Source organism: Anaplasma centrale str. Israel (assembly GCF_000024505.1).
GTDB classification, from domain to species: Bacteria; Pseudomonadota; Alphaproteobacteria; order Rickettsiales; family Anaplasmataceae; genus Anaplasma; species Anaplasma centrale.
In genome coordinates this window covers 470,125-494,906 of the sequence record NC_013532.1, presented here as the reverse complement: position 1 = coordinate 494,906, position 24,782 = coordinate 470,125, and the positions used below count along the sequence as shown (strand labels likewise).

Below are 24,782 nucleotides of genomic sequence, written 5' to 3'. Positions count from 1 at the left end.
CCAATATGACTACCTATTCCTTGTCTTGCTTTTCTTCTGCAGGAGTGTCATTATCCGGGTTCTTATTTAACTTTTCCTCAATGACCTCCCCATCGGTGTTGTCGTAGTTGTCCGCAGCGCCACCTGCCGGGTCTTCTACTATATCTGCACGTTGACCTGCGGGGTCACCTCCTTCCTCAATGCCACTCAGATGATCTACAAACTCGGCCCTATGTTCTTGAGGAGGAGTTTCACGGTCACTACTACTGCTTTCTTGCCCAGAATCTGCGCTGCTAACAGCCTGAGCGTAATCCTCCGCTGCTGGCCCCTCCTCAGGGCGCTGCAGCTCATCCTGACCGGCGTCAGATGCGGCATGGGTAGTGGTGTCGGTGCGACCCACTTCGTCTGCGCTTACACCGGAATCGTCGCCGTCGGAACTGCCAACATCATGGGCTATGGGCCCAGCATGGTCATCCAAGGTATCTTCATGGTGCGCCCCACCGCGGGCACTTTGTCCAGATTCCTCCGAATCTGCAGCACCGGTTTCACCAACCGGCGACTCATGCGGATCCCCAGTTTCCCCTGCAACGTAAGCACCATCCTCATTCGCGGTAGGTGATGACACATCCTCCCATTCAGGCTGCACATCAAAACCTGAACCGGTGGATAACCTGGACTGCGCATCATCACCGGCATCTCCGATCATGTCAACCCCGTGCGGATCACCTTCATGTCCTTCCCCTTCGGGCCCCACAGGCATATCTGCACCTACTTCCTCATAGTGCGCCACCCCAACATCGTCTGGAACTCCATGCCTACCCACACCTCCATCGTCGCCTGAAGTGGCAGCCTGAGCCATATCATTTGGCTGATCATCCACAAGTGGTGATTCCCCAGGCCCATCAAGATTGGCCACGTCTGGGACCCCTACCCGCAATCCTCTATCACCACTCACGTCGTCGTGGCCCTCATGGCCAGCCCCAGCAGCGGAAGCACCGGATTCGGCCTCTGGACCGGGGGTAGGGTCATCAACACCCTGCCCAACTGCTGCACGGGCTGCTGTACCATCCCCATCAGACTCTGGAGACTTCGATTGATCAACACCCTCCTGCATTGGCCGCACACCATCTCTGTTCTCGAACTGGACCTTTTCCTCCCCTGGCGGAACCATTCCCTTGGCTGCAGCAATAAGCTGTTGGGAAGCAGCATCCATGCCCACAACTCCAAGCATACCCTGAGTGGCCCCCATGGCACTCGCCGTTATGCTAGAAACACTACCAGATATTGAGTGAGCCAGGGTCTCAGAAATCTTCACAAATTCCCTAACAGACTTGCAGCACAGTATGAGCATAATGGCAATGGCAAGCCCGAACGGAAGGCCCATAAACCCAACATCCTCCCTGGCAAGACCTTCGCGATATCTGTCGTCCACAGAGAGCTCGTTAGAGAAGCCTATGGGCAACATGACAGGCAATAGACATAAATCGGGTCTGTTGGGCGTACCAGGGTCATCAGAAGGTATGTTGACGCCTATAGCGCAACTCTCACAGGCAGTGAAGTCGGTAACAGCGTGCAAGCTGGTCAGGATCATCTGATTCAAAAACGCAAGTGAGGCAAACATGATGATTGGCTGTAGTGAGAAGTTCATGATTATTTTTAGCCACCCATCAAACAGTTGTCGGGTTCGTTGAAACAGTATGAAGGAAAAAAATATCGGGGCCAGGGTTATCAGGAACGCCACGGTCATAATCGAGAACAAATATGCAATCATAGCCTGGAACATGGCTAAGAAGAACTCTATCAAGGCCCATATAATCCCAACAAATGCAAGCCAACCCACGGGACCTGCCGCGATCAGAGCGAGAAGCCTTATCCAGAGCTCCGAGGTCAGAAGTAACCCCAATGTTGCATCCAAAAACTTGAACGACTTGTCACCATCTAGATACCCGTTGAACGCGGCGATAATGTCTGACACTCCTCCGATAAATACGCTGAAGCAATGCTCGTTGAAAAATTTCCAACTATCTTGCGAGAACATACAAACCAAGAGCGTCACTTTCGCAAGTCTTACCACTAGGTCGTACTTGGTGATTTTAGTCACACCCATGATGTATCCCAACGCAGAAAACATGAGATACAGTGTGAGCACCCCTTGAATGAACATCCAAAAACGCCCAGATACCTGATTGCTGTATATCTGCTGTATTGCTCCCTTTTTGTCCTCTTTGAAAGATTTCTCGACTGCAGATGAAATATCAGCAACCTCGTCAACGTTGGCATCACCTTGTGTGGTTGACATTTCCGTGCCATACAGAATTTTGAGGAGGGTGCCTTGCAAGAGCGCGAAAAATTTAGAAATTGTTGGATTCCAAGTGGTAACCCAAAGCCGCACTGAATAGTAGTTATCCGGGTAGTTGCCGTCCTTGAGCTGTTCATCGTACTCTTTATCAACCGCTATTCCAAAGTACAAGTATCCTTCCTTTCCATTGGCCGCTGGGGAACCGTCTGTGCCTTTCTTGTTGATGACGTATATACCCTTGGGGTCCACGCTATTGCCTTCTAAATCAAGTGCCACAACATCGTTACCGCCACCGGTGCTGCCCTCCCCAGGCAAAAATTTTGGTGCTTCCTTTCCTATGTACATGTACAGCTTCTTGCCTGCAGTTGCATAACACGTTCTGTGGACTTTTAGTGTGTAAAAGCCCTGCATACTTTCTTCATTATTTGTATTGCCTGTGCCGCCAGTATTGCTACTCGGCTTGATATATGAGAGGAACAGTCTGCCACTTTCTGGCACTTCATAACTCTTGTGCATTTTAAGACTGTGCTTGCTAAACTCTCCAGCACTGGAAAGACTTTTCACCTCCTCGGGAAGAAATTTACAATCTTTGTTGCAGTCATTGGTGGCAATGTCTTTGTTGTCTTGCCCGTTTTTGGTCGTCTTTATCACAGCAATCGCACCTTCAGCAAGTTCGTAGGCACTATCTCCGATGTCCTTGTCTGGTAGCGTAAAATCCAAATAATCTTTAAGTGCATCAAGGGAGGAATCATCAATTTCTATTGCCTTATCACCCTCTGGAACCTTTTTAGGTTTCGTGGTGGGACACACGACTTTGTCATTCATGACCCGCACTATAGAGCGCGTACAATCCTCCTTGTTCGCCAGATCTGATGGTTTACATATTAGGCCACAATTACAGTTTATGTCGTACTCCGTGTATTCCCTAAGCAGGGCATCTTGCTCCTTCTGTTCTTCAGTAATAGTTGCGCTCTGATTGCCGCTACTACCATTCCCTGAAGAATTTTTATTCTTATTATCGTACTTCCCAGGGTTTTTGTTTTGCTTAAGCTCAACAAGACTTCTCCCTTCTATCACCCTGGTAATGTTGCCCTCCTTCAGTTTCTTGCACAGCCCATCTGTTATTTCTGGTGGGCCGTTAATCTTGACTGTTCTTCCATCATATACGCGCCCAGTGGCAATCATGTACTTCGAGTTAGACTGCAAAACCTCCTTTCCGTGTTCGGTGGTCTTCGTAATCTTCGATAGGTATCCCAAAGGGAACGCAAGGCGCGGGGTCTGTACCGAATTACCCCCAAGTTTGGGCAATGTAATGTCTTTATGAACATCTGTGCACTGACCACCAGCACCATTTTTAGGAGTCTTGTAGTAAAGCGCTGCTGAGCCACCATAAGCACCAGAAGAGCATATGTCCTTGGCATCAATTCCTAGTTTACATGCTTTGTCCTTGTAAAAGTCACTATTGCCATAGTAGATTACGAAGCTCTCCTCGTTCCCTATCTTTTCACAAGACGGAAATTCCAAGTCATAAAGAAACGGATAAAAAGCCACTCTATCGCCTTCCACAACATTAAGCAGGGTGTCATAAAACTCATGCTGAGGGCGAGTAGAAGACACAAAATCTTCGGGAAACATCCTCACTATAGCTGGAGTACTGGCATCCTTGGGACAAAGACTTATGGTATTTTCAACTGTGAGTTTCAGCTCACGATCCTTCTCAACACGGTGGCCCGAATTTATCCAATAAGTTGCCGGATTTTCCCTAGAAGCGCCAGGAGGCTGAACTGGTACTTTTACCTCAATTGAGCTACTGCTTACACCCTTCCCAGGCTCTATGCAGATTCCACCACAGCCAGAGATTAGCAGCACCAACGCAATGAGCAGTAACCTGAACATTCACATACCACCTAAAAACTAGCCGGAGGATCAGCAGGATGGACAATCTGCTGGCGTTTAGCAGGCGCACCAGCTTGTGCACCCGGAGACACAGGCATAAGTCTGGAAGCAAAACTTTCCTCGCGTCCAGCACCTGCCCCCCTGTAGAAGAGTGCGGACTGATGTCTCTGTTGTGCTGCCATATACCCAGTCATCTTGTCCATTCCGACTATGCTCAGCATAGCTTGCGCAGCGTTTCCACCCACGTCAGACAGGTTCGTAAACGCGCCAAACATGATACTACACATCTCGCCGCTGGTGAGCACGAAGTCCCTGATAGCGTGGGCTATAGCCACAAATATTAGCACATTAAAGATTGGACCAGGGATTCCTATAAGAATCATGTCCCCAGTGTTGTACAGTTCTCTCACAATGTCATTAACCGGCATGACAGGGACTATCCCCATCGGCAGAAGAAAGCGCAGCACACACAAGGTGGCGATTTTCAGATCTAGTGACAAAACGCACGCTTCGCATACTTGGAAGTTGAGCATGGCGTATATCACGCTGTTAACTATTTGCACCATTAAAGCGATACTGGAGAAGATTAAAACCGGCTGCATTGCGGTCTGTAACAGAACTTTTATCCAGGCATCAAATATCGCCTTAGTACGCTTAAATAGCACACAGATGAGGAAGAAGGGTGCTATACACAGCAGTAGCGCTATCAACATAATCGATATAAGGTATATTACCACCGCACTGAACATGCACTCCACCAAGAGGAATAACCCCCAGAAAATGAGCACCACTGTGAGCCATCCCACGGGACCAGCAAATATGAGCGCTAGCAATTGAATCCAGGTTTGCGAAGCCGTGAACCTATACAGTATGCCGTCCATAAACCCAAAGTGGGCATCAGAGTTTCCGACGTTACCGGTCATTATGGCAATAAAATCCTTGGGGGCATCGGTGAATAGTTTGAACAGATAATCGTTAAAAAATGTCCAGCTATCCGGACGTATTACGTACAATACGATGATGATCTTCGCAAAGATGATAAATAACTGAAAAATTGATACCCTTGAAAATCCCAAAAAGAAGTAGAGTGAACTGATCATTACGTACAAAATCAGAAGTGCATTCACAAGTTTCTTGAACGAGCCAGCACCGCTAATATGCCCGTACATACCGGCAATTACGCTGTTCTTGCCATTCTCCTTATTGCCATACAGTGCGGAACGCACTTTGTCTTCTGTCCACTCTACAATATGGGAAAAGAACTTTGGAGGCGTCTTGGCAATAGTGGCTTTAATCTCAAAGTGTCCGACATTGTTCTCTGCCCCATCGCCGTTGTCACGCACACCATAGTACAAATCCCCCCCTATATTTTTTTCCTCAATCGTTATCTCGCTGTCTTTCATGAATTCCAGCTTTTGCGATTTGTTTGCGGAATCACCCGGCTCATATCCCGGATAACCCTCGGAAAATGTGTAGTACAGGCTATCTTGCAGGTGAGCGCTGCAATCCTTCTTGACTTTAAGTTTATAGCTACCCACAAGAATCCTGTTGCCATTACCCTGGGAGGAGCTTGCGCCTGTGTTTGTACCACTCTTGGCAGGGTATTCTAGAGTCAGCACAAATGTGCTGTTAACTCCACCGTCGGCAATGCTAGTAGGCTTGTCAATAGTGTAGTCACGGTCAAGTTCTAGGTAATTGTCAATATCTGAAAACAACGCAACCGCATCACTTTTGGTCGGCAGTTTAATGCGCGATGTGATATCGTCGCCGCTTTCTTCAGGGGTACCCCCGCTAGTGGGAACCGCAATGCTACTGCTATTGGTGCCACTAGTATTACTGCCACTTGTTGCACTTGGCTCAAAGGGCTTAAACGTGTACTCGGTACTCAACAGTGTTTCACGGCCTTTGCCAAGTTTAACAAAAGGCAGGACAGTGGCCGGCTTGCTGTTGCCTTTGTCGTAAGACAGCAGATGGTAGGCATGGTATTGCTTCTGCGGTACGTTTTTTCCTCCCCCCTCTTTTGTAACTTCGGATCCTTGCACAGTCTTAAGCACACCACAATACTCGTTGGCTGCAAGTTCGTCCATTGCACGCATATACCTGATGCGAGCACTGTACACCTTGGCCACAACTTTGTTTAACTCCTCATCTCCGGCACTAGAAGCGGACGCAGCCCTGTTGCCTCCTCCACCTCCTGCTGCGCTCGCGCTACCACTTTGCGGACTGTATTTCACACATGTTCTGTGGCAGCCTGCCGGTAACCCGCTGCTGCCTGGGCGATAACCATATTCACCAAAGGGTTGGCACTTAACCTCACATTTTTTCACCCCCTGAGACGTGTAATCCAACGTCCAATTAGCCACCGCAGCAGCGGAAGATCCCGTTCTGTTCCCGGTAACTTCCTGTTCTATTTCATAGTCGCTGTAGCACAAATATTTCTGGTCATCCGTTTCTGTGCCCCTATGTTCGTTAAAGCCCTGCGGCGTCAGTGAGGTCTTATCTACCTTTCCAGGAATTATGTGAGGGTAAAAACCCCCCACAAATGGGGACGATGACATTGCACCCTTGGTGGTACTCGGCACCTCGTACCATGAGTTCATAAAGCCATGCTTATCCACCAACTTATGACTAAAGTTGATTACGCGCTGCTGTCCTATATCTCTCTTTTTGCACTCTTCTGCATCCACGGTGTATATGTCATCATCCTGGTTTCTGCATATTGCATCGTCGATTACAAAACTCCTTATAGGAACAAGCGAAAACCGTATCTTGTCTTTTTTCGGCATAATGCGCACAGGAAACTTCACCGTGAATTGCTTTGTCTTTCCTGGAGCGAGCTTATCTCCCGGAAATGCTTCCAATTTCAACTCCTGCAGCTCTGCACCGCTGCAGAAATCCACGTTGTAGTGCTCGACATTCAGCTTTATTTTTTTACCCTTTACGGGAAAATCCACCTTTACCCACGACCCACGCGCTCCATCACTACGCTGTTTTGGGTTTGTATATACCACGCTCCTTACAGTATCATTCATCACATCTTGCTGGGACATACAACCGTGGTATCCGCACCCCGACAGAAGTATAATAAGTACTACTGGGATAATCCTCAGCACAACACAAGCTCTCCCTTTACAACTAGACAAACGCGCTTTTGTAGCGCAGAAAAGTTATAAAACAATCAACAACAAACAATAAGGCAGGTACAACCGCAGAAACCCATTTCACAAACATCACCCCCCAGATGACCCTCCAGACACAGCATCCGTACCGGTACCTGCACCACCACTTCTCGGGGTGCTTCCACCCGAAACCTTATCAGATCCAGCTCCGCCCTGGCCGCCTCCCCCTCTCATGCGGTCCAGAGCCTTACTTCCCACGTCAGACATCTTGCCTGAAGCATAACTGCTAACCTTGGAGGCAGCACCCATAGCCCCTCCAGCAAGCGCTCTTGGGTTGAGGCTACCAGAACCGATAACACCAGCCCTCGGATCCCCAGCAAGTTCCCCAGCAATGTAAGATATGGAGGACAAGAAGTGATAGAATAAGAACCCTACCAGCACAAACACCCCAAGCTTGGTCCAAATCGCAGCAGTTGTGTTTTTAAACTCTGGACTGGTGACTGACAACCCAAGCACCAGCGGCTTCGTATGGAAGTTCACTGTGCTGAACATGCACGCCAGATTGTCTTCCTTGCCGTCACAGGCCTTTTCGTTCTCAAGTTTAAAGTTTATTCTCTTAAGATCACCTACTGTGATATCTTCTCGCGTGAATTTCAGATCGTCAAAGTATATGTTGTCGAAGACGGTAAACATCAGTGACAAGAACGAAAACAATATCACCGGGTATAGAGAATATATCATGAGCTGCCTGGTCCACCCGTCAAAGAACCCCTTGGTAACCTGGAAGAGGCACATGGGTATCATAATGGGAGAAATGATTGTAAGAACCGTTAGGGCGATCAGCGACAGCAAGAACACATACACGCACCATATCACGGTAAATATCAGCATCATCACCGCAAAGAACGCAACAACGCATATTATTACCTTGGCGTTGATGAGAATCGCGGGTATCAACAAGCCGGCGCATAAGAATACGGTAAGCAAGACGCCGGTGCCCGTCCCCCCGTTTAGCTGGCTCCCCAGGTAAAACATCATCCTACAATCAAGCCTATCCCACGGCATTAGGTACCGGAAATCCTTGTCGTAATCACCCGCCTTGTAGTCGCAAATATTTTGTCCCCCGTTAGCAGCAGATAGCACAATGTCCGAAAGGCCAATCGAGAGGTTAGTCAAGTGTTCATATGCCTTGTACATTGCACCACCTTGGGTGAAGTAGATGACCAAAGCAAATTTTATCGCCGTCATATACAGCTCGGATGCATTCTGCACCCCACCAAGCATAGCCTTGATTGAGAATAGAATAAGTGCAAGTATCAATGCAGCCATAACGGCGTTCTTTAGCTTGTTTTGGGCTACACTTAAGAACCCGGGGTTCGGCCCCGAAGCGGAGGTCACCTTGCCCGCACACTTGTCTTTTACACCACCACGCGTGGGGTCCAGGATATTTTTTAATGAACCGTATATACAATTTATCAACACCGAAGTAACGGGAAACGGAGACTTTGTTTCCTTCGAAGCAACGCCCTGGCAGGCCTGGTCTACGTAGCAACTGTAGCATTTACTGTTGTCGTAACCAACAACCTTGTCCTTCATGTCTCCTGTACCCATTTTTGGCTCCGACTCCTTACACATCGGAACCGGGGGCGAATTAGGGCGCATTTGACAGCCTATTTCCGGCCGGGGAATGAGTGGTAGACTACTCACGCTTACTGCGTCTACGCACAGCTTATCACCCCTCTCAACCGCCCGAAACTCGGCATCGTGTATGGTCTTCTTTTCTCCAGCTTTAAGCACCTCACATTTCACGTGCGTGTTAGGCGTTTCACCTTGCCCAGCTCCAGAAATGGCGAGCTTGGTTTTGTGCATCTCCGCATCGCCGTACGTACCCTCACGTGGATAAGCACCCTTTTTTATCTGTTCGGTATAGCTCTCAGTGCTTACCTGGTTCCTCAAAGCCCTATAGGCGCCCGCAAATAGCGTCGCGAGCGGTTTGCGATAGCAAACCTCAATATAGCGAGAACTGGAAACCCGATTTTTTGGCCAAGCGTAGTGCTCAACTTGCTTAAACTTCCTGCTCTTGCATATTGGTTCAAGCAGCCTAGCCTTCTCCAAGCTTTCGTTCGGCGCAATGCAGGCAAAATAACTGTTTAAGTCCGCAAATTCCCGCGAACACTTCTCCTTCTGTTGCGATGTGGTGCCGGACTGTGCGCCTATGTTCTCCCACCTGCCTTTTACCGCATCATCTGGCGCATATGGTTCGCTACACTCCTTGTATTTCCCAATGTGAAAACCACTGGTGTCACCGGTACCGGAGGTTTCTCCGGTCAACACCGTATTAACGCCGCTAGTACCCCTTACTATATCCCCTTCCTCAAAGCGCAGCACAGGGTGGCGCACGAAGCTCCAATTGCAGACAAAATACGCCGAGGACGCGCCCACAGCCGCAGCTAGGATGGGCACGTTTGTGCTAATAAGTGCAATCCCAGCCTTGGTAGTCCAACCCAAGGGTATTTTTATCAATATCGCACCAGTAATCATAAATCCTAGCGACGGACCTATGACCTTTGCGCCTACCTCAGCTACTGTGGCTGCAGCGCCACAACGAGGATTAGTCGCCTCTGCATACCTATAGCTAACCAAGCGGTCACTCTCCTCACCCTTCGGCTCATCTGAATACGCGGCATAGTGCGGCAGAAACGGCAGCCCCGTAAACAGGACGATCAGTGCTATTGCTTTGACCGCTCTACGCATTCTTGACCCTCTTGCAGAAAATGGGTAGCCACACGTTCGGGTCACGACCCACTTCTTCTATTATCTCGTTCAACATCAATACCGTCTCCGCCCTCCCCGACAGAACATTTATGGTATCCTCCAAACCTCTGAGGTCTATCCTGGCAACCACGGCACTGACCCCCTGCTTGACTAGAAAGAACCTACTCCCGGGGTCCGTGTACTTTATCAGGGAGTACTCCCTTTCAGTTAACATGAACACATCCCTGTATGCACTGGTAGCCTTAAGGTTGGGTAAAAAGATCTGTGTCGCTGTTTGCTGTACCAGCGTGTCACTTATCTGGCTTTTACTTGCATCCTCAACACTTTGCGTAGCAAATATCACGAACGTGTTGAGCTTTCTAAGAACCTTCAACCAATCTTTTATCCTGGGCGCAAACACGGGATTGTCTATCAGCGCCCACGCTTCATCCAGGATTATTATTGAGGGTGTGCCGTCAAGCGATATGCTAATCTTGTGAAACAAATACAATAAGGTAGGAGCCAGGGCTGACGGGTCTTTGAGCAAATTTCCCATCTCAAATCCGAAAACCCTAGACTTGGTAAAATCCAGCAAATCTTCCTCGTTATCGAAAAGCGCCGCGTGCGAACCTTCGGAGTGCCACATCATCATGCGCCCAGCCAGGGTATCTGCGCCCCCTATACCTAAGAAAGGTACCAGGTTACGCAACATCCTGTCTTCTTTCCTGAGTTTAAAATTGCCCTCAATTGCGTCGTTAATACGCAATATGTCATCTGGAGTTAAGTCACTGGAGAGCGTGGTCGCCAGCACTTTCATCCATTCCATGAGAAACGTTCTGTTCTCTGTCGTATCGTCTAAGTGTAGCGGATTCAACCCGGTATTGCCTCTGGGCTCCACAACTGAATAGATGCCATTTAGGGCCCTGATGAAGATTTCCGCACCGTGATCTTTGTCAAAAAAGAAAATCCTGGGAGAAAATTTCATCGCCTGAACGCACAAAAAGTTCATTAGTACGGTTTTACCACCCCCAGTAGGGCCTATTATCGCAGTATGACCAACATCACGTATGTGGAAACTGAAGAAAAACGGGGTACCAGATGTGGTATCAAAAACCGTGACCGCCTCTCCCCAGTGGTTATCAAATTTTTTGCCAATGGGGTAGTTGTGCTGCGATGCAAAACCGGCCATATTCAGCGTACTTATCACTGCCTTCCGCACAACGTATGAGAAATTGCCCGGAAGTTGCGCCCAGAACGCGGGTTCCAAATTAACTTTTTCTCTTACAGGGTATACCCCACAGTTCGCAAGCTCAGCTTCTACCAGAGATAGTGCGTTTTCCAAATTCTTCGGGTTTTTTTCGATACACAAAACCGTGAGGTGATGAAGCCCGAATGCGATTTTACCACTAGTCGCATCATCCAATGCCTTAGAGATCTCGTAGATCTGTGAAACTGCCTTGTCAGCAGACTGAATCATGCGATTTTGCTGGATCTGCATTTTGGTTATCGCGGCTTGCCTGTTCGTAAACTTGAAAGACTGCGTGATAATGAACTCGTACGGCAGCTGTAAAAACGCATCAAGCATCCCGGCGGAAGTCGTTTGGCCGTATTCTTTTAGGCTAATCAGCCCCGCATATTTTGATTCATCGTGCCCAACAACCTGTACCACTTTGCGACCAAAATACAATCTGTGCATGGGCAAGTGCCGAGAGATATCCCCGAGGTGCATGGCAACGTTGTGCACAGTACCGCAATTCACTATCTGAAGTAGAAACTCCATAATCTCTGAGAAGTCCCCTGCAGGTGTTTGCCTGATCCCAAGCTCCCTGGGCGCATAGTTACGGAGGCTGGTTACCACCCGGTTTGTAGCTTCTTCCAAGTCTTCATAAATGGCGCGCATGTCATTCTTCCATGCCTCACTGGTAACCTTCTTACTGAACTTCTTCATGAGATTCACAAAAAGCTCAGTGCTTTTCTTACCTCCATCTCTAACAACCGTTATGTATAGCTCGTTCGCAAATGACGGCTTCGTCATGTGTTTTTCGCGCCACTGCACATTCACAGCGTCAGCAAAAGCATTCGACAGCTTACCGCTTGCAAAGCCGTGAGAGAACGCGTCTTTCCTGCGCCTTATAATATGAAAGTACAGCCCGAACGAGGAAGAGGACATGCTACGGAGCGTCTGATTCCTGATCGAGTTTTGTATGGATAGATCCTCATCGTCCGCAGTCTCAAACGCATAGCCGGACAGCTCGATCACCTTCAGCATGCAACCATCTTTGGTTATCAGGGTTGTGCTGTTCCAATGTTCCAAGTAGGGAAGAAAATGGGCTTCGTGGCATTCTCTTTCAACGACCCCCCTCTTCCTAGTAGTTGCCGCCGTTCTCCCAAGCCCTAACATCCGCTACATCACGTCGTAAGAATTAGCATTATGATAGAAACGATTCAAGCACTTGCTGCACTTCTGCATTTTGATGACGAACAGATCCATGAATAAGGGATCCTTAGAGGACGCAGCAAAACCTATGGCGTGCATGCCCGGAGCCAAAAGAAGCAGCACTCTGAAGTCGTTACTGTACATGAAGATCATGATGGAGATCATGAAATTCAGTATCGCAAACGTGTAGCTCACGCCAAAAAGCATCGTAGGTCTCGTCAGACCCTTAAACAACTGATCCGTCTTGACACTACCGGACGACATTACTCAACCGAAAACAGGCACATGTGACTTTTCACAGACTCTAGCAACAAAAAATTATAAAATGATTAACTAGTATAAGAAGCCCCTGTTCCCGTCACACACCCGCGGTTTCAAGCCCTTTCAACGCGAAATCCCAGTTTATCAAGTGTTCAAGAAAGACATCAACGTACCTCTTGCGAACGTTTAGGTAATCAAGGTAATAAGCGTGTTCCCAGACGTCCATAGTTAGTAGAGGACAACACCCAGCAGTCAACAGAGGAGACTCCGCGTTTGGAGTACTTACAACCTTGAGGCTGCCAGAGCCCCTGTCATAAAGCAGCCAAACCCATCCACTGCCGAAATGCCCCGTACCACTAGCCGTAAATGCGTCAGCAAATTCCTGTACGCCACCAAAGCTCTCCTTAAGCATCTTTGCCAGCTTTGCTGGAGGGTTCCCGCCCCCATCCTTCTTCATGGACTTCCAGTAAAAGTCATGATTCCAAACCTGGGCCGCATTGTTAAAAATTGCCTTGGTAGCGCTAGAGGCATGAGTTTTAACAATAATCCCTTCCAGGTCACCATTACTCATTCCCTCAAACTCTGTGCCCACTACCAACTTGTTCAGCACATCAACGTAAGTCTTGTGGTGACCGTTATAGTGACGGTCCAGTAGTTTGTCCGAGATGTAAGGCTCCAAACTGCTGTATGGAAGGCTAGATAATTCAAACATGGCTGCAATCGCAAAATAAACCCTCAGTTTATATCAACCGCGTAGTAGATTCAACACCTAAGCGCAAAACCACTACAAAATTTGTACGGCAATATGGTGCAGCATTTGCTACAACCTGCAGTACAGCCTCCAGGAACCACCGCACCGTGCGCGGCTCATCAAGGCATGACCATAACAATAGAAGTAGGATAACACGATAGGCGTCATCTTCCGTGAGCATACGTGGATAGTACACTAGCTGCACGTTGGCTTGTATACCATAAAATTCTTTGTAATAATGCCACAAAGGATGTAGCATTGGCACGCTCCTCGGTGGCTCCAGCCCGAGCCGATGGTGTCCCTCCTTCGTTTAGTTTCGGCATCGCTATGAAGAAAGATCTCACAAAGCTGCTAAAGCGCCATCGCAAGGGCGTTAGGGTGTTTATCCGAAGCAAAAAGGACAGGTTGCTCTCTGTGCTGTCCCTAGGCGCCCTTGGTATATCGGTGGGCGTGCTCATCCTGGTATTGTGCAGCATAGTGAACAACGGATACAAGGCGTTGACCACCACAAAGATTTTGTTGTCTTTTGACGAAGTTGAGCGCGTGGACCCGGATGATAGCGCGTTTAGAAGTGTGTGTATACAGTATATTCAGGATGCGCTGGAAAGGGTAGTCCAGAACTCAGTGGACCTTGGCAACCATGAAACCAGAAGGATAGCGCACAGCGTGATCAGTGAAACTGCTCACTACGACCTTGCGAACCTGATTAAGAAAGGCACACAATTGAGTAATACCAGCGTGTGGTTCAACGCTTCAAGCGATTTTGTATCCAGCATACCGGGCAACAACGTGGTGTATGATGCGATAATGCAGAAGCTTGTAGCTGAAAACAGGGTAAAAAGGTTTTTTAATTCTGCACTATTTACCAGTTCCCACTCCAAAGTTCCGGAAAGCGCGGGTATCACGGGCGCACTTATTGGCTCCTTGCTCACCATCATGGTGTGCCTGGCTCTGGCGATACCAGTGGGTGTAATGAGCGGAATATGTATGCAGGAACTCTTGAAAAGGGGGAAGCTAGCCTCGATGATTGAAGTCAGTATAAATAACCTATCTTCGGTCCCCTCGATCATCTTCGGAGTTCTCGGTCTTATAGTGTACCTAAACATCTTTGGAGTCCCTAGGTCCTCAGCACTCGCTGGAGGCATGACTTTGTCAATCATGATATTGCCTAACTTGATTATAAGCACCCGGCAGGCTTTTGCAGCAGTACCGGAATCTGTAAAACAGGCTGCCTTCGCCTTGGGAGCATCAGAGATGCAAGTCATAATGCACCATTCGCTTCCAATCGCGCTACCTGCAGTAGTACAGGGAGTTATGGTAAGTGTCGCAAGAATAATTGGGGAATCCTCTCCCTTAATCATGATAGGCATGGTTGCGTTTGTTGTTGATCTGCCCAAAACGTTTTTAGATCCTGCCAGCGTTTTGCCCGTGCAAATATACATATGGGCGAATAATTCCAACATTGAGTTTACCAAGATATCTGCAATTGCGATATTGGCATTGCTCATAATATTACTGATCCTGAATATGATCGCTGACCTTATAAAAAAGCGATTCGACCATTTTTCGTTCTAGTTGCGTGCAGCAAGCGCAGTTACGCGAAACTGGCAACACTTTGTGTGCACCCCACAACACAAACCGGGCGTGTCTTTTATTACCAATGCTCTGACATTCTTGAAACGTTTGAGATACGACACACCCGCGCCGCCGTAGTTACCCACCCAGCCAACGGCTATAGAGTCCAACAAACCCAAACTCCGCAGTATGATACGCACTCGGCAGGACTCGAACCTGCGACCTCTACCTCCGGAGGGTAGCGCTCTATCCTGACTGAGCTACGAATGCACAATATACACCTATTCACCCATCTTGGAACGTGCGAGCCTGAGTTCCTTGAGCTTTCGGAAGTCATCCTCGGCATGGTATGAGGACCTGGCAAGGGGACTAGCAGCAACCATGGAAAAACCTTTGGCATATGCCATGAGCTTATACTGCTCAAACTCCGAAGGGGGAACGTAGCGGTGTACCTCAATATTGTTCTTCGTCGGCTGCAGATACTGCCCCATAACTATAAAGTCTACACCAGCACACCTTAGGTCATCCATAACCTGGTACACCTCTTCCTTGCACTCCCCCAACCCTAGCATGAACCCAGACTTTGTAAACACCCCCGGGCTTTTGTCTTTAATCTCCTTAAGCAGATTAAGCGAATTAAAGTACTTCGCCCTGGGCCTTACCCTGGAATACAGCCTGGGCACGGTTTCCAGGTTGTGATTGTACACGTCAGGACGCGCAGAGGCGATGATATCAATCGCGCACGGCTTACCGAGAAAGTCTGGAGTAAGGATTTCCACAGTTACTGAGCTGTCACGCTTTCTTATCTCCCTTACACACTTAGCAAAGTGGCTTGCCCCTCCATCCGGAAGATCGTCCCTATCCACAGAAGTTATGACTACATGCTTCAGACCGAGTTTGCTGATCGCGGCGCCGACTCTTTCAGGCTCGTCAGGATCGAGAGCGTTCGGCACACCAACTTTTACGTTGCAAAACGCGCACGCCCTCGTGCACACAGACCCCATGATCATCACAGTGGCATGGCGCTTGTTCCAACACTCGCCTATGTTTGGGCATGCAGCCTCCTCACAGACCGTATTGAGCCCGTAGTGACGCACAAGCTCGGTAACCTCCTCAAAGACCGCACCACCCGGCATCCTCACCCTTAACCAATCGGGCTTATTTTCCATACTGACCAGCAACAAACTACCGAGTAGCGTAGTAAAAACTGCAACGCTTGTCAACCAATCAGCCCAACAGTTGCGCGACTAGCGAAGGATGAATTTACCAGATTACGGATCAAAGCTCATAAGTGCTACAGCATACGCTAGGAGCATAGTACAAGCCACTAACCGGCATTCATGCAGGAACGCAACAACATCAGTCGAAGATGCGAGTATGATGGAGGAGCAGCCAACCGCATATCCTAAAAACTCTAAGCAGCATGCTCAAACCACGTCAGGGCACGAGAAATGGCTATCGCAGGCCTCTGGCACGCACCGGCACTGACAAATGCTGATCCTAGTCCCAATACGAATGGTGTTATCTCTGAATCTGTGGACCAACCTCAACAGCCCTTTGCACTGTTACATCCTCCAGCAATATGCTGCCCTTTATGGACTGCCCAGCTTGCGCAAACTCGAACGCACACCTAATACTGTACTCACCGTAAGGATGCCCTTGAGCCTCCGCTTGAGCACCACGCGTGTCTAAGCCGGTACAGTAGGCCGCATGCTCTGCAGCCACACCACGTTGCCATTCGTTGCCCCCTCTGTCGCGCATGAAGTTATCCGCAGCACCGGCCGCCTTGAATAGAGCTGCAGCAGCTATGTTGCGAGCGTTAACATCAGGCCAAGTGTTGGCCCTGGCCATCGAGGCATCAATAGTCCCCGCCAAAGCATCGCGCGCAGTCATCATGAGTCTCATAGCAACGTTTTGGATCACAAGGCCAATGAATGCGGCAAGCCTGGCAAGTATTCCCCCTTCAGTCGCCCCGTGCACATGTCCATGCATATACCCGTGAGTGTTTTGACTGTGCCCAGCATGGACGAAAAATTTGCCTTCTGAAATACCAAGCTCCTTCGCCCCCATCCGCCCCATGAAAAGGCCATCAACGGGGCGTCGGTCCATAGCAAACGCGTGGTAGGCACCGTGTTGCATGGTCAATTCTGCGGCAACATGGCCAATTTCTTTTTTGACCCCGTCATGCACGATACTTTCAACATCGAAAAGGCGCTCCAACCTTCTATGCATGGTAATATAGTTCTCCGACGCGCTGATCGAGGGCGCGTATCTGTGAAGATCCAAAGATGCCCCGGCAAGAGTGTGTGCAACCAGCATCATGAAGAATATGTGGGAGTCCGCACCCTGTCGCCTTTCCATAACCTGCAATTGCATCTTAAGTTGGGTTAAAAGCGCAAGTCTCTCTTGCAGAAGCTGCCGCATTTTGGGATCTAGCTCTTTCTCCAATGCGTCTCTGAGCTCCATTATTTGTTGCTCAAGTAGGTATCTGAAGCTTGATACCCTCCTATCCACAAGCCTCCTAAGAAATGCCATCAACGCCTCTGTGAGCGTTCTTCTTCTGCGCTTCTCGCGCAAAGTAACATAAGATCGCAGCCCAGGTTCCGCTGCGTCCGGAGAAAGAAACTGCCTGTAAAAGTCCTCAACAAACGCGAGTACAGTTTTTAGAAATGACTTATTAGCTTCAAAATTTTCGTTGCCAGTAAGGGTGTCCCAGATGGGCTGAGAACCGTTTGCCATCTCAGCCTCGTGGTCTGTTTCATGATCTCGCAACACCTCCTTGTCCTCAAGCCGTTGCGAGTTTTGCGCAAACTCCTCAAATTGTTTTGCAAGCTCCCGTACGTACTCTTCTGCGCTCAGATCCTCTAACCTAATTTTTCCCCATGCCTTGAGACTGCTGTCATCCCCATCACTACGCTTGTCAGTGACACACATGTCGTCAAGCATAAAAACTCCCTAGGCAACAGACATTAATAAGCGAAGGCGGGATTGTAACCATATGCAGTAAAAAATCACTATATCTGCTTTCCGTTCCCTCGACCATGGGCACGCACATGCAGACGCCATGTGTCATAATTGCCACACAACAGCACAGCGACACTGCACGAATGGCAGGCCTTGCCACAGCTGCACGTGACCAGTTTACCCAATCCGGCAAAATACTGCAATTTACATTAAGCACGCGCCCTGATCATGAGACTGACACCGTAATAATAGACGACGTCTATTTTACAGACAGCGCAGCGTTTCACGTGGCACGTGCACAACCTCAGTAGACTGCAATAAAGCGCTTATTTTTCGAGAGTCATGAGCACTGGCACTCCCTTCGCGCCCCAGGCGCTGCTGTACATGCTCGCCATTACAGTTCGTGGTACTTAACATTTCCTCGCGCTGCATAAAGTGTTCTAGGTTACCGTTGGTCCTGTTTGCAGCTTTTGCTCTTCTGAGTATTGCCCTGACCTGATGCACTTGTAAAACGGTATAAACAAGGTCTCCGAGACTATTCAACGCAGATTTTACCTCATCAAGCGCACAATTTCTGCGGAAAAATGATTCCAGGTAGATACGGTGATCCGCCGTACGGAAAACTGCAAACATTTCTGAAGGCCCAAGTGGAAGCATTGCCCGAAAGAATTCCTCCGAAATTATCACAACATCCCAAAGAAAAACGCTTCTCCAAAAAAAGGACAAAAACTGCTCGGTGTAGCGTGTTCTGGCAAAAAAGTCGTATGCGGCCTCGATACCTAGTGGCCGCATGGCACTTTCAGCAAATCTGGAGTAGTGGTCAAACAACGACCGCAAATCTTCGACGCCTGATAGCAACGTTATCTGGTAAACCATGAGCGACGCTAACATGTATTTTAGTTCGCGACAATGTCCGGCAAAATCCTCAAGTCCGCGCTTAAGCTCGGAGAAGTAAGACCTTGCTCCCAGGCTAAGCCCAACAAAACTTGACATGCTCTCCGCCGCAAGCGACGGAGTTTCCAACAAAAGAAAATCTACACCCACTATTTTGCAAAATCTACGGTAGCTTGCAGTATTATGCCGTCCAGCTACGGCCCGGTCTGCAACACCAAGTATGCAGCAGACATCCCTGATGTAGGAAGAAAAGTTGCTTTGCAAATCACACAGCACCAAATCCCGACTGACGCTCTCATGATCTAGTAGGGCCTTTTTCCAACCTCGCAAGGTGATTACACAATCCATGAGGGCAATTGCGCAACTCTTTTCGATTTTCGTATCCGAAACTACGGTTTCATGCCGCATAGCAATGCCGGTAAGGTCGTATGAGTCCATGGCCGAAAGCGCCCAGCGCAAGGCCGCTATTTTTTCATTGAGTTCCTTCAAGGTAATTGATTCTCCATGGTCACGTGCTGCATTGACAACCGCCCATGCATCTTCATTGCTCCTGATAATTCGCACAGTTGGGGCGTCTTGGCGCAGGCATATTAGCTGTATTGTCTGTAAATTCGCTGCAGTAACTTTGTTATACACCTCTCTTCTTGCAGCATAAGAGTTGAGTATGTTGACAGAACCAGAGCGCCCGTCCGCAGCGATACTAAGCTCTTCTTGGTAGTTGTTAAGCAGAAAGAAAAACTCTTTCCGCAGCTCTAAATATGCTCCCTCAAAAACCGTACGCTGAGGTAAGTCAAGGGTCTTATGAAATTTATGGAGCACAAGCCTAACGTCAGGTTTGCGTCCGTACAACTCTTCCCCAACAGCACCCGACAGCGACCTCAATGCGTTTGGTATATCCCAGCGTTCAGTAGGTGGTATCTCAGACGGCGCCTGTAGGCCAGTAACCTGTATGGCTCCGGTACCATCACAGCAGCACGCTTGTCTCAGCGAATTGTTAGTGGGCACATCAGGAACGTTTACATCTTGTTCCCGATGTAGCAGTTTTTCTATCAACAGCCAGAAAGCGTCCTTTAGCCCGTATAGCCTCGCGTGTTCACAAGCACTAATAAGCGCCTCAAATAGGAAATTACACGCGTTATGAAACTTTCCAAAAATGAACCTGGTCACGGCGGATAGAAGTCCACACAGCAAAATGAAGTCTAGCACCCTGACGGTCAGCCCTGCAATGCTGACCACAAGAAGCATGAAACGCTCAACTATGGTGTCTAGCCCCACTATGGCCACAGTAACATCAAATATTGACCGAAACACATCTAGGGCCCCCTTGACCAACACTCCGGGAATAATACCAAAATGGTCAAGTACTTGCCCAACCACCGCTACTACTGAGCACAGAACCATCAACAAACTCAGCACCAGATACCATACCCATCTGTGCTTCCTTATGGGAAATGTGATCCGCTCTAAAAATCCTGGAATGTTGTGCTCGATCCTGAATGACCGACCTAACATCTCGGCTTCATAGTCACTTTCCACAAATCTATGTTCAAGATCCTCCAAGTGTAAGCCGCGGCATATGGCCTGGGAAAACTCTGTGAACGGGATCATCATATTTTTGGCATAAAATCTGTGTGTGGTGCCCCTGCCCACATAACCTGAAGAAGTTCTGTAGTTCGCTGGATTCACCCATGGCAGCCAAAACGAGCGGAAGGGCAGCCAGTACGATATCTTATACGCACATTGCGCAAAACTCAGGCTTCTGCTGTAGCCAATGTTCTTAATCCGCTCACACCCACAGCTCTTAACAATTTGTCGTAGAAGCGCTAGTGCCCTATCGTTGGTGCATCCATTGTCAAAAATTTCTTCAAGAAGCTCGTCGCATTTCCCGTGAATGTTTGTATACTCAAACTCACATAAAAAATCACACAACCTGTGAGACTTTAGGTGTCGGAGAAGTAATTCGTTTCTGAAGTCAGTGTTCACCTCCAGCAAGCCACTACGAAAGCTTGAAAAGAGCTGCGACAAAGTATCGGGGCTAAGCGACGGTCCCATATCGGACGCATTACCACCACTGTGGAAATCACTTGTAACAGATCCGTAGTTGCGAACCATATTTTCCAACGTACCATACCTGCCATCAACAAACGTGCGACCCATTTCGCGAAATAGCGATACCCAGCAATTTATGTGTTCTGATATCTCCGAAACTTCCTCACGGGTAAACTTTACAACCGCGTCTCTGTAAATAGTGTGCCCCACGGAGAAAAAGTCGTGGATGGCTAGAAGCCGGCCAATATCACCAGTAATGTTCCCGCAGGTCTCTTTTAGGAAAAACAGCAAAGCCTCTTCGGTCCAGAGCCCTTCATTGGCCTGCATACAGGCTATCATCGCACCAACAATTGCATTCATGCCTCTGAAATATTGTTGGGCCTGCAGTACTCCCATGGGGTTCAACCTTTGAAAGAAGGAGGGGTCCCCAAGCAAAAATTGCACCTGCTTCAGGCCTAGAATTGCCTCTCGCATTTCCGCTACAGCATTACCGCGCACACCTACGTCCTTGTCGCGTGCGTGGCGTGACCATGCATGATTGAAACTTTCCTGCAACCCATGGGCAATGCACTTTTCCTGACGCAGATACAGCTGGTGCTCAATGTAGGATTTAACCGGGCTATCGCCGGTTATTTCCTGTACAATGATGAAAAAGTCTTCGCAGGGAATCTTGATTTCCCCACCATTCTCTGCCGGATTCTTAATTCCATGGGTCACCGATGCCAAAAATCTTCTGAGACATTCCGTAGCGTAGCCGTTATTCGGTGTAGCCGCGCCACAATCTAGTCGCCGCAACCTCATGGACGCAGCCTCAAACAGTAGGCTTGCCTCCGGAGCGCATTTTTTAAGTTTCAGTACATAACACCATTCCTCATCAGAAAAGTAGAAATGTTCGCGCAATAGTGTGGGGCTTGGGAAGCAAAGCTGGGTATACAAACCCATAGATGGCTCGTTCGGCAGTCTACCCGGATACTCACCTCTAATATAGTTTATGCACTGCCGGAACTTGCCTCCGCCAGCACGCATGTCGTGTACGTAGCCGTCATGTATGTGCGAATATAAATCCTCTCCGTACTCCTGAAATCTCTCAGTCACTTCCAGCAACAGGTATGCTACCAGCCTGATACGATACTCGTCACCACGTGCTGCCGCTCTAATTGGATTGCGTATGGCCTCTTTAAATCTGATAACGTCCGAGCTCCTAACCCTCACTGAGCACTCTTCTGGCACTCTCGTGTAAACTTCCCCCGGTAGGGTGGCAAGAAGGGCACAAAGTCTGTCACTGGGTCTGCAGTCCACCTTAAAGTGAAATGCGCCATCACGCACTGGAGGACTGATAGCAACCCTGGTGACAGCCCTGGATAGAAACCCTATGGTACTTCTTCTATTCGGATTTCCTATTAACACTAATAACTATCCAAAATGATGAGCAAAGCAAGGCCGACCATAACACATATGAACACGCAATAGCCCACACACTTTGCTCTCGCAATACCTGACCACCAGGAAGCTATTTTTTGGCTACAAACTTGATAATAACATCCCCTGCGACAACATTTCCACCGCTATTGCACAAAACTTCGGCGACCCTTGCCTGCACTTCCGAACATATCAAATTTTCCATCTTCATGGCCTCAATCACGAGCAACGGCTGCCCCACACTTACCTCATCTCCTGGCTTTACATAAATGCTCGCAACCATTCCTGCTATTGGGGAAACTACAACGTCAGAGGATGCCACCTCACTCGCAATTTCGGGCATAAACTGCAGCAGATCGTTCGTACTTGTTTTGTGTACAGAGCACAAAGCTTCAACCGCCATGTACTTTAGCGCGTATCTGCTTGAATGCGCACGGACCTTGATACGGTAGGAGCTATTATCTACACATATTTCTAGCATTTTGTAATTCCCATGCCACGCACCAGACAGCACAATTCTTCCTTTCTTATCGTCCAGTGCCACAAAAATTTTGCCCTCCGAGCATCGCACATGCAGGTCGTATCTAAACTCGCCAACATGTGCTGACAGCTCCTCGCTCTCCAGCGCCCTACCGTAATTCCTGGATTCATCTTCCAAGTATATATACAGCACAGCAAGTGCAAAAATTTCCGCGATCTCGGGAGTCAGCTGGTCACCCTTAAACCCGGATCTATAAAACTGCGAGACAAACCCAGTGTTTATGTTGCCAGAGATAAAATTTGAATTGCAAAACACCGAAAGTAGAAAATCAATGTTGTTCGCCACGCCTTCAATGTAAAACCTGTTCAGGGCCTCCCGCATGACTTCAATTGCCCTTAGCCTGGTCCCCCCATGAGATATAACCTTGGCAATCATAGGATCATAGAACATACTGACGGTTGCTCCTTCAGTAACACCGCTATCTATCCGCAGGTTTGCGCTAACTGTGGGCTCAGAATAATATGTTATACGCCCGCTGGAGGGCAAGAAGCCTTTTTTGGGATCCTCAGCATATATCCTGGCCTCTATTGCTGATCCAGAAAATCGTACATCGCTTTGGGAGAAGCTTAGCCGCTCACCATCAGCAATCTTGATCATCTCTTCAACGAGATCGATGCGAGTTACAAGCTCTGTAACCGGATGTTCCACCTGCAGCCTGGTGTTCATTTCCAAGAAATAAAAATTTTTTTCAGCATCGACTACAAACTCCACTGTGCCGACCGAAAAATAGTTCACCCTTTTTACGAGGTTCACGCACTGCGCATACATGCTTTGCCGAGTTTTTTTGTCAAGGAATGGACTAGGAGTTTCTTCTATCACCTTTTGGTTGTTGCGCTGTATGGAGCACTCTCTCTCTCCCAGACATACAACATTGCCGTGCTTATCGGCCACTATCTGGACTTCTATGTGCCTGGGAAATTCTATGTATTTTTCGATAAAAATTCTTCCGTCACTAAAACTTTTGGATGCCTCGTTAGTAGCAGACACAAAAGCCTGTTCCATTTCCTTGGCGGACTTCACAACTCGCATGCCTTTGCCCCCACCACCGGCTGCGGCCTTAATCATGACTGGGAATCCTATGGACTCCGCAATTTTTTTTGCATCGGCAGGAGATTCCACAACACCCATGTATCCGGGAACTACGGCAACACCGGCATCTTGCGCAACTCTTTTCGATACCACCTTATCAGACATCATGCGCATGGAAGACGGAGCCGGACCTATAAACCCTATACCGCACTCAGACAGTCTGTCTGGAAATTCTGCATTCTCAGAAAGAAACCCATAGCCAGGGTGAACCGCATCCACTCCGGTCTCCTCAGCCACGGTACAGATCTTCCCTATGTCCAAGTAGCTCTGGCTGGCCGGACCCGGGCCTATATACACGGCTTCATCGGCGTGTAGGGTGTGCAGCGCACCACGGTCTGCATCCGAGTACACGCACACGCATTTTATACCCATTTTGCGCGCAGTACGCGCTATTCTACACGCTATTTCTCCCCTATTTGCAATTAGAATCTTTCGTATCATGCGGCCCACAGAAAACTAGCAAACTCAGAGGGCCGCAAACTCCCGCCAAACAGCCCAACGTGGCACAGATTCTACATTCGAGCCACCTTACTGCAAAACAATATTTTCACATAACACACTAGCACCTTGGCATACCCGCGAAACACCCTAAGTTATCTGCACTGGAGAATGTCCTGGTTGATGTGACACACTGTTTGCAGACGGGTCTAGTCTTTGCTGCACTACCTCTAGACGACTGCTGCATTACCTAAACTGGAATCTGGAGTCTAGCAAGTCTCTAAACAATAGCACGGGCGGGCCCGAGGATATCATAC

General features: G+C 48.6%; 11 protein-coding genes and 1 tRNA gene. 1 reads left to right on the top strand and 11 read right to left on the bottom strand.

What is annotated here, in order from left to right; translation table 11 throughout:
* Nucleotides 1-13 precede the first annotated feature (13 nt).
* The 6 genes from ACIS_RS02235 to ACIS_RS02210 all read right to left on the bottom strand — a co-directional run bounded on the left by ACIS_RS02235 (nucleotide 14) and on the right by ACIS_RS02210 (nucleotide 13,457).
* Nucleotides 14-4,174: a type IV secretion system protein gene (locus ACIS_RS02235; protein WP_012880611.1), complete on the bottom strand. Its 4,161-nt coding sequence runs from the start codon at nucleotides 4,172-4,174 to the stop codon at nucleotides 14-16.
* A gap of 11 nt (nucleotides 4,175-4,185) precedes the next feature.
* Nucleotides 4,186-7,317, bottom strand: a complete 3,132-nt coding sequence (locus ACIS_RS05095) for a TrbL/VirB6 family protein (RefSeq protein ID WP_238523317.1) — start codon at nucleotides 7,315-7,317, stop codon at nucleotides 4,186-4,188.
* An 87-nt stretch (nucleotides 7,318-7,404) separates the two neighbouring features.
* On the bottom strand, nucleotides 7,405-10,047 hold the full coding sequence (locus tag ACIS_RS02225; protein WP_012880609.1) for a TrbL/VirB6 family protein: 2,643 nt from the start codon (nucleotides 10,045-10,047) through the stop codon (nucleotides 7,405-7,407).
* The gene (locus ACIS_RS02220) at nucleotides 10,040-12,448 is read right to left on the bottom strand and encodes a VirB4 family type IV secretion/conjugal transfer ATPase (RefSeq protein WP_012880608.1); all 2,409 of its coding nucleotides are present in this window, start codon (nucleotides 12,446-12,448) and stop codon (nucleotides 10,040-10,042) included. The genes ACIS_RS02225 and ACIS_RS02220 overlap by 8 nt, the downstream gene beginning before the upstream one ends.
* 3 nt (nucleotides 12,449-12,451) lie before the next feature.
* The gene (locus ACIS_RS02215) at nucleotides 12,452-12,748 is read right to left on the bottom strand and encodes a type IV secretion system protein VirB3 (RefSeq protein WP_012880607.1); all 297 of its coding nucleotides are present in this window, start codon (nucleotides 12,746-12,748) and stop codon (nucleotides 12,452-12,454) included.
* A gap of 94 nt (nucleotides 12,749-12,842) precedes the next feature.
* Nucleotides 12,843-13,457, bottom strand: coding sequence for a superoxide dismutase (locus ACIS_RS02210; RefSeq protein ID WP_012880606.1), 615 nt, complete (start codon nucleotides 13,455-13,457; stop codon nucleotides 12,843-12,845).
* A gap of 366 nt (nucleotides 13,458-13,823) precedes the next feature.
* Between ACIS_RS02210 and pstA the strand changes: the two genes are divergently transcribed.
* The gene (gene pstA / locus ACIS_RS02200) at nucleotides 13,824-15,071 is read left to right on the top strand and encodes a phosphate ABC transporter permease PstA (RefSeq protein ID WP_012880605.1); all 1,248 of its coding nucleotides are present in this window, start codon (nucleotides 13,824-13,826) and stop codon (nucleotides 15,069-15,071) included.
* A gap of 195 nt (nucleotides 15,072-15,266) precedes the next feature.
* On the opposite strand, the gene ACIS_RS02190 is transcribed toward pstA, so the two are convergent.
* The 5 genes from ACIS_RS02190 to ACIS_RS02170 all read right to left on the bottom strand — a co-directional run bounded on the left by ACIS_RS02190 (nucleotide 15,267) and on the right by ACIS_RS02170 (nucleotide 24,468).
* Nucleotides 15,267-15,341, bottom strand: a tRNA-Arg gene (locus tag ACIS_RS02190).
* An 11-nt stretch (nucleotides 15,342-15,352) separates the two neighbouring features.
* Nucleotides 15,353-16,240, bottom strand: coding sequence for a lipoyl synthase (gene lipA, locus ACIS_RS02185; RefSeq protein WP_041651151.1), 888 nt, complete (start codon nucleotides 16,238-16,240; stop codon nucleotides 15,353-15,355).
* 352 nt (nucleotides 16,241-16,592) lie between these two features.
* Complete coding sequence (locus ACIS_RS02180) at nucleotides 16,593-18,017, bottom strand: hypothetical protein (protein ID WP_012880602.1); 1,425 nt, start codon at nucleotides 18,015-18,017, stop codon at nucleotides 16,593-16,595.
* A gap of 282 nt (nucleotides 18,018-18,299) precedes the next feature.
* Nucleotides 18,300-22,385: a hypothetical protein gene (locus ACIS_RS02175; RefSeq protein WP_012880601.1), complete on the bottom strand. Its 4,086-nt coding sequence runs from the start codon at nucleotides 22,383-22,385 to the stop codon at nucleotides 18,300-18,302.
* A gap of 103 nt (nucleotides 22,386-22,488) precedes the next feature.
* Nucleotides 22,489-24,468, bottom strand: coding sequence for an acetyl/propionyl/methylcrotonyl-CoA carboxylase subunit alpha (locus ACIS_RS02170; RefSeq protein ID WP_012880600.1), 1,980 nt, complete (start codon nucleotides 24,466-24,468; stop codon nucleotides 22,489-22,491).
* Nucleotides 24,469-24,782 lie beyond the last annotated feature (314 nt).